Annotated in this window: 10 protein-coding genes; 6 read left to right on the forward strand and 4 right to left on the reverse strand. The window is 67.0% G+C overall.

The features are described from left to right. Positions 1 to 379: 379 nt before the first annotated feature. The 5 genes from RHA1_RS17320 to RHA1_RS17340 are packed head-to-tail and all read left to right on the forward strand — an operon-like array spanning position 380 to position 5,188. On the forward strand, positions 380 to 1,258 hold the full coding sequence (locus tag RHA1_RS17320; RefSeq protein ID WP_011596189.1) for a glycoside hydrolase family 26 protein: 879 nt from the start codon (positions 380 to 382) through the stop codon (positions 1,256 to 1,258). Position 1,259: 1 nt separating this feature from the next. Next, positions 1,260 to 2,483: a PP2C family protein-serine/threonine phosphatase gene (locus tag RHA1_RS17325; protein WP_009476649.1), complete on the forward strand. Its 1,224-nt coding sequence runs from the start codon at positions 1,260 to 1,262 to the stop codon at positions 2,481 to 2,483. A gap of 11 nt (positions 2,484 to 2,494) precedes the next feature. Beyond that, a complete protein-coding gene (locus RHA1_RS17330) occupies positions 2,495 to 4,447 on the forward strand; it encodes a glycosyltransferase (RefSeq protein ID WP_009476650.1) in 1,953 nt (650 codons plus the stop codon). Further along, positions 4,444 to 4,782, forward strand: a complete 339-nt coding sequence (locus RHA1_RS17335; protein WP_011596191.1) for an STAS domain-containing protein — start codon at positions 4,444 to 4,446, stop codon at positions 4,780 to 4,782. Before RHA1_RS17330 ends, RHA1_RS17335 begins: the two co-directional genes overlap by 4 nt. Further along, a complete protein-coding gene (locus RHA1_RS17340) occupies positions 4,772 to 5,188 on the forward strand; it encodes an ATP-binding protein (RefSeq protein WP_016884754.1) in 417 nt (138 codons plus the stop codon). Before RHA1_RS17335 ends, RHA1_RS17340 begins: the two co-directional genes overlap by 11 nt. Before the next feature lie 367 nt (positions 5,189 to 5,555). Here the strand turns inward: RHA1_RS17340 and RHA1_RS17345 are convergent, their stop codons facing one another. The 3 genes from RHA1_RS17345 to RHA1_RS17355 are packed head-to-tail and all read right to left on the reverse strand — an operon-like array spanning position 5,556 to position 8,910. Further along, positions 5,556 to 7,160, reverse strand: a complete 1,605-nt coding sequence (locus RHA1_RS17345) for an amidohydrolase (RefSeq protein ID WP_009476652.1) — start codon at positions 7,158 to 7,160, stop codon at positions 5,556 to 5,558. Then, positions 7,160 to 8,656 (reverse strand): sodium:solute symporter family protein, encoded by a 1,497-nt coding sequence (locus RHA1_RS17350; RefSeq protein WP_011596193.1) that lies wholly within the window; start codon positions 8,654 to 8,656, stop codon positions 7,160 to 7,162. The genes RHA1_RS17345 and RHA1_RS17350 overlap by 1 nt, the downstream gene beginning before the upstream one ends. Further along, entirely contained in the window at positions 8,653 to 8,910 is a 258-nt protein-coding gene (locus tag RHA1_RS17355) for a DUF3311 domain-containing protein (protein ID WP_009476654.1), read from the reverse strand. Before RHA1_RS17355 ends, RHA1_RS17350 begins: the two co-directional genes overlap by 4 nt. Before the next feature lie 179 nt (positions 8,911 to 9,089). On the opposite strand from RHA1_RS17355, the gene RHA1_RS17360 reads away from it, so the two are divergent. Next, a complete protein-coding gene (locus RHA1_RS17360; RefSeq protein ID WP_041811634.1) occupies positions 9,090 to 10,316 on the forward strand; it encodes a PucR family transcriptional regulator in 1,227 nt (408 codons plus the stop codon). Here RHA1_RS17360 and RHA1_RS17365 read toward each other — a convergent pair. Beyond that, complete coding sequence (locus RHA1_RS17365; protein WP_011596195.1) at positions 10,266 to 11,021, reverse strand: sulfite exporter TauE/SafE family protein; 756 nt, start codon at positions 11,019 to 11,021, stop codon at positions 10,266 to 10,268. The two genes, RHA1_RS17360 and RHA1_RS17365, sit on opposite strands and share 51 nt — an antisense overlap. Positions 11,022 to 11,048 lie beyond the last annotated feature (27 nt).

The raw sequence follows: 11,048 nt of genomic DNA on the forward strand, positions 1-11,048 counted from the left end.
GAGATGAAGAATTGACATACTGGCCCGTCGCAAACGACGAGGTGCGCCCGTTCCTGGCGCGCCTCACGGAGAACAGTTGCGTGCGCTGGTAGCTCTGGGGTGACACGTTCCCACGGTGGTCGGGCCGACACCACCTGTAATGGGTGGTGTCGACGAGGGGGATATCCGCGGAGTCGAGGGAGGGACTCGAGGATTTCATCGGGTACTGCGGATCTGTCAGTGGGACTGTTCCGCTTTGTACCGGGGTAATGGTGTGGCAGCACGTGCGTGTTGAGTGATGGGAATGGGGCGTCATGTGGTTCGGTTGTGCTTGGCTGCGGTGGTGGTGACGATCGTGGTGTCCGCCTGTGGGGGTGGTGAGTCCGGGTGCCGCGGGCCGATGACCCCGTTGGATGTACACGCCTGCCTGCGGTTCGGCGTCAGCACACGGGGCGGCCCCACGGCCGTCGAGGAATTCGAAGGCGTCGCGAAGATTGTCGGTGAACCACCGACGGTGGTCTTGTCGTATTCCGATTTCACCTCGCCGCCCCCGATCGCCGGCCTGCGGGCCGTGCGGGACCTCGGCGCCGTGCCGGTGATCACCTGGGAACCCTGGCGGTGGCTCGACGAGGGGCGGTACGGGTCGAGTGAATTCTCGTTGTCGTCGATTGCCGCCGGTGTCCACGACAACTACCTGTACCGGTGGGCGGACGAACTGATCACCTGGGACGCACTGGTCTACCTCCGTTTCGCCCACGAGCCGAACGGAACCTGGTACCCGTGGAGTGTGGCCCAGGGAACGCAGCCGAGCAGCTATGTTGCTGCCTGGCGTCACATCCACGACCTGTTCGCATCGAAGGGCGCCGACAACGTGAAGTGGGTGTGGGCGCCCAACGTCGTATTCACAGGCAGCAGTCCGATGGCTGACCTGTATCCCGGGAACGATTACGTCGACGTTCTCGGCGTGGACGGATACAACTGGGGCACGACCCAGCCGTGGAGTACCTGGGTGGAAGCGGCCGAACTTTTCGGTCCGAGCCTGGACGAACTACGGAACCTGGCGCCGCGTAAACCGATCCTGGTCACCGAGGTAGGCAGCGCCGAAGCCGGTGGGTCGAAGGCCGACTGGATCGGTACGCTAGTCGACTTCCTCACAGCGCAGGACGACGTGTCCGGTTTCATATGGTTCGATCACGACAAGGAAGCCGACTGGCGGCTGACGAGCACGCCGGAATCGACTGCCGCTCTGGCGGACGCATTGGGGAGGAAACACCGCTGACATGGACATTCCGATCATTGCCGCGGACACCGAGATCGCGCGGCTTCGTTCACTCGAACAGCTGGCGATCCTGGATACGGCACCGGAGGCGCGTTTCGACCAGATCACCCGAATGGCGCGTCACCTCTTCGGAGTTCCGATGTCGGCGGTGTCGCTGCTCGATCGGGATCGGCAGTGGATCAAGTCGACGCAGGGCCTCGACATGCAGAACATTCCGCGATCGCAGACCGTGTGCGAGACGACGATCGCCCGGGCGTATCACCATCCGGAGGATCCGATGGTGATACTCGAGGACGCGCGTCGCGATACGGTGTTCGCGGATCTGCCCGGGGTTGCCGCGGACGGCGGGGTGCGGTTCTATGCCGGCTACCCGCTGTACGGGCCCGGCGGCCACCCGGTCGGGACGTTCTGCATCTACGACACCGAGCCCCGCAGACTCGACTCGGCACAATTGGCCGCTTTCGTCGAACTCGCCGAATGGGCGCAGCGCGAACTCGAGCACTCCGACGAACTCGAGCAGGCCGCCAGGATTCAGCGTGAACTTCTCCCTCGACAGGAGATCGACCTACCGGGATACGACCTGGAATCGTCGTGCGTGCAGGCCTTCGCGGTCGGCGGCGACTTCTACGACTATTACCGGATCGGCCCGTACTCGATGTTCAGCCTCGCCGACGTCATGGGCAAGGGCCTGGGCGCGGCGATCCTGACGGCTTCGGTCCGGTCCGCGTTGCGGGGCGTCACCCATGCTTTGGCCGGATACGGCGATGATCGCCCCGACCTCGGACGCACACTGGCTGCTGTGGCGGCACAACTCGCCGACGACTTCGACCGTACCGGCACGTTCGTGACCCTGTTCCACGCTGCACTCGACGTCGAATCCGGCGCTCTCGACTATGTCGACGGCGGACACGGTCTCGCGATGATCGTCCGCCGCGACGGCACCGTGGAACCGCTTCGCAGCTCCGGACTCCCGCTGGGAGTGATCGAAAACCACTCCTGGACGGCGCAACACACCACACTGCACCCCGGCGACATGCTCATGATCTGCTCCGACGGCCTGCTCGACCACCTCGACGACGCCGACTGCGAATGGAAGTCGGTGCCCGCGTTCGCCGCTGCGCACCCGTCGCCGAAGCAGCTGCTGGCAGCCGTCCATACCCTCGCCGCTGCCACCGCACCCCTCGACGACATCACTGTCGTCGCGCTTCGACGGCGCGACTGCTGAGGAGGACACCTGTGTCGCCCATCCGACTTGCCGGGCTCCGGATACTCATCGTCCTCACCGCCCTGCTCGGTCTCAACTACATCGTGTGGCGATGGCTGTTCTCGGTGAACTGGCCGGCGTGGTGGATCGCCGTGCCGCTGGTGATCGCCGAAACCTACAGTCTGATCGACTCGTTGCTGTTCGGACTGACGATGTGGCGCCTACGGAAGCGGCCCACGCCATCACCGCCGCCGCCCGACCTCACCGTCGATGTCTTCATCACCACGTACAACGAACCCGAGGACCTCGTGCTCGCGACCGCAGCCGCGGCACACCGGATCCGGTACCCACACACCACATGGATTCTCGACGACGGTGACCGCCCCGAACTGGCCCACGCCGCCGACGAACTCGGCGTGCGCTACATGACGCGCGCGGCGTCCTGGACGAACAAACCCCGGCACGCCAAGGCCGGCAACCTGAACAACGCACTCCTGCTCACCGAGGGCGAGTACATTCTCGTCCTCGACGCCGACCAGGTACCCGATCCGGCAATCCTCGACCGCACTCTCGGATACTTCAGGGACGAGAAGATGGCCATCGTCCAGACACCGCAGTACTTCGTGAACGTGACCGCGAGCGATCCTCTCGGCAGCCAGGCCCCCCTCTTCTACGGTCCCATCCAACAGGGCAAAGACGGCTGGAACGCCGCCTTCTTCTGCGGGTCCAACGCCGTTCTGCGCCGCGACGCCCTGATGCAGCTCGGCATCGCCGGATATGTCGAAGCCGTCGAACGCGACGTACATCGGGCACTGCGTACCGCCGCGAAGGTGGTCACGAAAGCTCGGGCCGAGCTGAACGGGGACCAGGAAGAGATCGCCGACGCCCTCGATGATGTCACCGAGGCCGTCCACTCGGCACGGGAAGCCCTCCGCGGCAACCGACCACTCGCCGACGTTACTTATGACTTCCAGCAGCGGGTCGACGCCGCCGCGCGCCGGATCGTCGACGCCGACGTCGGGTCGATGCGCGAGGACCTGGCGGCCATTGCCGCACTGGAATCGGATCTGCACGATACCGACACTCCCGTCGCGGTACTCGACGACGCCGCGTTGGCACGGCTGGCCGAACGCGAATGGTCGCCGCTCGGCGCGATCGAGTCCGTCCGCACCCTGATCCGAGCGGTTGACGTCGGCCGCGACGACGAGGCGCAGCCGGTGTTGCCGATGGCCACCATCTCGGTCACCGAGGACATGGCGACGTGCATGAAACTGCACGAACTCGGTTGGCGCACCGCCTACCACCACGAGAACCTTGCCCACGGTCTGGCACCGGAAGACGCCGGCACGATGCTGACTCAGCGACTGCGGTGGGCGCAGGGCACCATCCAGGTGATGTTCCGGGAGAACCCGCTGCTGCAGCGTGGTCTCACCCTCGCGCAGCGGCTGATGTACTGGGCGACGATGTGGAGTTATCTCTCCGGCTTCGCCGCCGTCGTCTACATCGCCGCACCCGTGATATATCTCGTCTTCGGCGTCATGCCCGTGCAGGCATACAGCTGGGAGTTCTTCGGCCGTCTCGTCCCGTTCCTCGTCCTCAACCAACTGGTGTTCTTCGTGGTCAGCCGCGGCACACCCACCTGGCGTGGCCAGCAGTACAGCCTCGCCCTCTTCCCGGTCTGGATCAAGGCGTGCTGGACCGCTGTCCTCAACGTGTACGCAGCGCGGCCGCTGGGCTTCGCGGTAACGCCCAAGACCCGGCAGGAACACGGTGCGACCCCGTGGTATTTGGTGCGATACCAGCTGATCGCGATGGCAGCACTCGTCCTCGCGTCGGTGATCGGCGTGATTCATCTCGCGCTCGGGAACATCTCCGTCCTCGGTGTCGGTGTGAACCTGTTCTGGGTCGCGTTCGACCTGGTCATCTTGAGTGTCGTCATCCCCGCGGTCCGATATCGCGGATTCCGACAGGAGGAAACTGCATGATCGAGTTCGAGAGCCGTACCACGGACGAGGGTGTGGCGGTGGTACGTCCGGCCGGCAGGCTGAACATGGTCGCAGCGCCGCGCCTGCGAGAGCTGTTGCGCGACGTCGTCGACGGCGGAACGACCTGCGTGGTAGTCGATCTCAGCGCCACCGACTTCATCGACTCCTCGGGGCTCGGGGCACTCATCGCCGGCCTCAAGGCCGCCCGACAGGCCGGTGGCGACCTCCGCATCGCCCAGCCCACCGAGCAAGTCGAGACCGTACTCGCGCTGACCAACCTCAATCGTGTACTTCGAACACACGATTCGGTCGATGCCGCATTCGATGGCCGCTGAACTCGGCTCCTTCTCCCGGCGGCTTCGCACCACCGCCCGCCCGGAAAGCCTGGACGAGGTCCACGAACTCCTCGCGGACCTGTGGGCGCACGACCCGCTGGACGTGTCCCGGCGCATCGAGTTCGAGTCCGCTGTCGCTGAAATCGCCGCGAACATCATCGAGCACACTTCCGGTGACAGTGTGACCATGACACTCGAGGTCCGTGCCCTGCCGGACCGGATCGAAGCCCGGTTCGAGGACGACGGCGATCCCGTGTCGGTCGACCTCACAGCCATCGAACTCCCAGACGAGCTCGCCGAACGCGGCCGCGGCCTCGTCATCGCCACCACGGTTCTCGACCGGCTCGACTACCGACGGGACGGCACCGTCAACACCTGGATTCTGGGCCGCAACCGGGTGGGTTGACGCGAAACCGACGACGGTCAGCCAGATCCTCCACCGAGGGCACCGCGATCCTCACCGGACTCGTTCGGGAGGGGGCGAGCATGCTCAGCAGTTGTCGGCGGCCGCTGGGGCGGGTTACCTGCTGAGGGGCTGGACCGCCCGGCTCCAGATACGGCGCCGCCATCGAATCGGTTGCGGGTCCACAACACCGGCCCGTGACCGTCGCCGACCGCAGCCACGCCGGGGCACCCGTCGTACTTCATTTCGCCGCCCAGCCGCCGTTCAGTGCCTCCGGGAGCTCACCCGGAGTTTCCGCCGGTAGCCGGAACCCGCCCTCGCCTGATCGGCGGGGACGGGTTCCGTTTCAGCTGAGGCACTTACGTTCGGACTACCGCATATCCGCCGCTTCTCCGTCGATCATGACCATTGTGGGACGGGGTATTTCGGTGGTGCCGTCCGCGAGATCCCCGAGACTGCCGCCCAGCGCCACCAGGTCTGCACGACGCCCCGCCGTCAAGGTTCCGACACGGGTCTCGTCGTGCACCAGGTACGCGCTGTCGATGGTCATGGCCCGGATCGCGCGATCCACTCCGATCCGCTGGTTCCCGCCGAGCACGGTGCCGCCCCTCGTCATCCTGGTGACCGCGGTCCTGATGGTCGCGAGCGGGTCCATCGGGGTGATCGGGCAGTCCGAATGCAGTCCGAATCGCAGCCCCAGTTCGTCGGCGCAGGCGAGGGGATCCATCTCGGCGGCGCGCTCGGCACCGAGAAACCGGTCGCGGTGACGATCGCCCCAGTAGAAGACGTGGTTGACGAAGAAACTCACCCCGAGTTCGGCTTCCCGGATCGCGGCCAGGTCGCTCGGTGCGCTCACCTGGCAGTGCTCGATGCGGTGCCGTCCCACCCGGCCGTCGGTGGCTTGCGCCCTCCTCAGCGAGGTGATCGCGGCGCCGACCGCCGCGTCGCCGTTGGCGTGCACGGCGACCTGACCGCCCGCGCGATGCACCCGCAGGATCATCTCGTCGAGTTGCGCCTGCGGGTAGAGCAGGTCGCCGTGATGGTTGGGGTCGCACGCGTACGGCGTGCGGAGTGCGGCGGACAGCCCCTGGATCGACCCGTCGGCCCAGAACTTCGCGCCGGCCAGCCGGAAGCGTGCTCCGGCCGCGGGTGCGTGTTCGAACGTGACTCCCCGGTCGTCGAGGGCCTCGAGCGCCATGTCACCGCGCAGGAACCCGACGACGTGCACCGGTAGCTCACCCGAGGCGTCCAGCGAGCGGTAGGCGGTCAGCTCCTGCTCGCCCGCCGAGAGACCCACCCCGAGATCGTGGATGGTGGTGATGCCCCGCGACCGCGCCGACAGCAGGCTGCGAAGCAGGGCGCCGTTGACCTCCTGCTCGGTCAGCGCGGGAACCGCCGCGGTGAGCCTCGCCACCGCATCGATTTCCCACGCCATCCCGGTCAGACGGCCGTCGGCCCCGCGGGGGAACAGCGGGTCGTCCACCGGCACCGTGGATTCGTCGATGCCTGCGGCCGCGAGTGCGGCGGTGTTGGCGACGGCGAAGTGCCCGCAGATGTGCAGCACGATGACCGGCCGGTCGGTGCTGACGGCGTCGAGATCCGTCCTCGTCGGATGCCGTCCCTCGGCGATCTGGGTGTCGTCGTAACCCCACCCCCTGATCCATCCGCTGCCGGTGGCCGCGGCACGCAACGCCTGCTGGATGTCGGCGATCGACCGGCACGGTGGTGTCCGGCAATCCGCCCAGCCGTCGGTGAGGCCGGCGTAGGTGGGGTGGATGTGCGATTCGATCAGTCCCGGGATCACCGTGGCGCCGGGCAGGTCGAGGCGGCGGGCCCCGCTGCCTGCGTAGTCGGCCATGTCCTTCCTGGTGCCGGTGGCGACCACGTCGGCTCCGTCGATGACCAGCGCTTCGACGCTCGGCGACGACGGGTCCTGCGTGTGAATCGAATCGGCGGTGAGCAGTGTCCTGGACATCAGGCACCCACTTCGCTGCGTGCGGCCACGGATCCCGCGGCGGTTCCGGACGTTCGGCCGTCGGCGCGAAGGCCACGGACGGGATCGGTGGGTGGCCAGAACACCCGCGTCGACACCACGAAGAGGATGTTGAGGACCAGGGCGGCCGCGCCGAGGTTGACTCCGTGCTCGGCGAGCCACAAGGACACGGGACCGTGCTTGTCGAGATACAGCCACAGCACCACGACGTCGCCGAGCACCACGCCCATGGCGAGGGCGGCCGGCCGCAACTTCCATCCGAAGACCATCGTCGCGAAGACCACCGCGGCCTGGGTGACGCCGTAGTACGCCGTGTTGACCAGGGTCAGCAGGAGCTGAGGTGTCGCGAGGGTGAGCAGGAGCGAGATACCGAGGTACGCCACGACGACGCTACGCACCCAGACCCGTTGGCGGGACTCCGGGATCCCGGGAATGATGTTGCGCGACACGATCGCGCCGATTCCGAGGGCCGCCCCGCACAGCACCACGATCGCACAGAGGGCCGCGCCGCCTGCGACGACGCCGGTCAGCCAGTCGGGCAACAGTTGTCGCGACAACTGCAAGAGCACCTGGTCGGATTCCGTGCCCTCGAGCTTCGTCGGCAGCAGCGTGATCGCCCCGAAGGCGGCGGCGACGAGGAACGGGTACATGAGCATGTACAGGGGATTGAACTTGGCGACCCGCTTGATCGTCGCCTCGGACTTCGCCGCGAGCACGGCCTGCACGATGATTGGGAAGATGAAGAACCCGACCGATTGGAACACGATCGTCGTCAGTACGAAGGTCAGTGACGACCCGGTGACCGTGGAGTGTGAGGCCGAGCCGCCGGCACTAGCGGCCGCCGCGGCGAACAGTTTCTCGGTGCCACCGGTCTCGATCACTGCCGCCAGTCCGATCAGGACGGCGCCGAGCAACAGGGCTGTGTCCTTGACGTACGACACGAATGCGGGGGCGCGCACCCCGGACAACATGAGGAACAGCAGCGCGAGGGCTGCGCCTGCGAATACCGCGACGGTGGGGTCGATGGAGATACCCAGACCGGTCAGCGCGATCTGCAGCCCGGCGAGCTGAAGCTGACCCCACGGGATGAGGAATACGACCGAAGCGATGGCGATCGTCAATTCCAGCCCACGCGACCGGAAGTGGCGCCCGGCCACATCGGGCAGCGTCATGGCGCCGTATCTCTTGCCCGCGCGCCAGAGGTAGGGGGCGAAGAAGTATCCGATCGGGTAGGCCAGCAGGATGTACCCGATGAACCAGACGCCGTAGCTCGCCCCGTGGGCGTACACGCCGCCGGGGAACCCGATCAGGGTGCCGATGCTGTACGCCTCACCCGCTCCCAGGATGAAGACCAGCAGCGGACCGAACGACCGGCCACCCACCAGGTAGTCGGAGATCTCCTTCTTGCTGCCGCGCCGCGACAGCACGCCTGCCCCGAGGGCGAGGACGAGCACGAGGGTGAAGAAGGCCGCGGTCATGACCGGTCTCCGATCCGAGCGCTCTCAGCGGCCGATTCGGCGCGCTCGGCAGCTTCGAAGTCCTTGCGGTCGAAAAGCTTCCAGGCAAGATGGAGGCAGAGCGAGGTGAGCGGCATCCACAGGAACAACCACGCGAACAGGATGGGGACTCCGAAGACCGTGGCCGTGGATCCGGACAGGGCGACGATGCCCCCCAGGACCCCGGCGAACGGGACACCTATCGCGAGTAAGGCGCTTTTTGCCTCGTTGGACATGATTGTTTTGTCTCCTATTCCGACTGCGTCCACCGGCGTCGCGGGTTGGGTCCGGTGCCGGTCGACGTGCACTCTGGCACTAGTGTGGTCTGAATCACTCCCTTCGGGCCATGGGCGAATCCCGGAAAACGCCGAGGCGGTTCGTGAATTTCACGGGAGTGCGGAAAGCGAGAGAGAGGGTGCCCGAGTCCGTGGGAGAAGACACGATCCAGCGGTTGTGCCGACAGGTCTCGGAGGAGATCGACTCGGTAACCGACCGGGCGGTGGGTCAGATCCGCGCCGAGTTGCAGTCGTACGCTGCCGTTCCGATCGACGAGCAGCGCGGATACATCAGTCGCCAGCTCGCGGCGACGTTGCGCGCCCTCGCGGAGAGCGAACCGCTCGCCGACGACGTCCTCGAGCGTTCGCGTCAGCTCGGCCGGCGCCGGGCCATGCAGGGGTTGCCACTGTCCGACGTCATCGAGACGTACCACATCGCGTCCCGCGAATTGTGGAACACGATGGTGGCCACGGCCGCCGAGCCGACAACCGACCTGCTGCGTGCAGGCGGCATGATGTGGGATCTCGTCCACACCGCCACCAGCGCGGTCGCCGTCGGGCACACCGACGCGACCCGAAGCGAACAGGCCATCCGCGCGGGGGTGCGATACCGGTTCTTCGAGGCCCTCGCGAGTTCGGTCGACGGCGACCACCGTGATGTGCGCGAGCTGGCAGAGGCGCTGGGTTTCACACCGCAGCACGAGTTCCAAGCGGTGTGCGTCGCCGCGGAGGAGTGGTCGGAGGCGGCGCTCGAACGGCTGCAACGCACCCTGGACACGATCCCGGGCACCACCCAATGCAGCGGGCACGGCACCGTCATCATCGCCCTGAGCCAGCGCACACCGGTCGACGACATCATCCGCGAGGTCCGGCTCGGTCACCCGGGGACAACGGTCGGAGTCGGATTGGGCCGCCCCGGCCTGGCCGGCGCGGCGATGAGCATCACGGACGCGCGGAGAGTCCTGCATCTGGCCTCGCCTACCGGCGGGGTGGTCCGTTTCGCCGACGAATGGGTGGCCGCCACCCTGGCCGACCATCGCAACGAGCTCGCCACGCTGCTGGAGCCGGGTGTCGCCGTCGCCGCGGACCATCCGCACCTCGTCGAGGCGGTATTGGCATTCGCCCGCAACGAATTCTCCATCAGCGCGGCCGGGCGGGACATCCACCTGCATGCGAACTCGATCACCTACCGGCTCGACCGCTGGCAACAGCTGACCGGCTGGGATCCCCGGACCCTCGACGGCCTGCAGCGCTCGGTGTCGAGTCTGAGTCTGTTCCAGCGTGATTCGGGTGATTCGGGCTCCCGGGATACGCGATCAGCGCAACGCCACCTGCACGAGGACTGCGGCGCCGAGGAAGCCGAGTAGCCACAGCACGCGCTGACGGACCTGCTGGGCGGTGGTGCGGTCGTACAGCCATTTCCCCGCGGCGGCTCCGAACATGCAGAGCGGCGTGAACAGGGCGATCTGTGTGAGGACGGGCACGGTGAGGAGACCACCGGCGGCCGACCCCGCGGCGCCGAACGCGTCGATGACGAGGAAGAACACGACGAGCGAGGCGCGCCCGGCCGCCACGTGGGAGGACGCGGAGAAGTACATCAGGACGGCGGGCGGGCCACCGAGCGCGAAGCCGCCGTTGAGGAGACCGGACGCCACCCCCGTCACCGTGGTCAACCCGGGGCCGGGCAGCGACTGCCGGTCGGGGACGGCGGCCATGGCGACGGCGGAGCCGATGATCGCGACACCCAGCAGTACGCGCACCAGGTCGCCGGACAGTTGCGTGAGCGCCCACATCCCCAGCGGCATTCCGATCAGGGTGCCGGCGAACAACCAGCGCAACGACTTCCAGTGCACCTGCTGCCACACCTGGGGCAGCATCGCGGCGCTCGCGACGACCTCGAGGACGAACACGGTGGGGATCACCGACGTCGGCGGGAGCAGGACGACGAGTCCCGCAACCCACACCATCGCGCCACCGAACCCACCGAAACCGCGGACGACTCCGCCGGCCACCACGACGCCGAGCGCGAAGAGGAGGGCAGGCAACGACAGATCCCACACCGTTGCCGCCATACCCTGTTTCACCGCTTCCGTTCGCCG

It is taken from the genome of Rhodococcus jostii RHA1 (genome assembly GCF_000014565.1).
Classification (GTDB): domain Bacteria; phylum Actinomycetota; class Actinomycetes; order Mycobacteriales; family Mycobacteriaceae; genus Rhodococcus_F; species Rhodococcus_F jostii_A.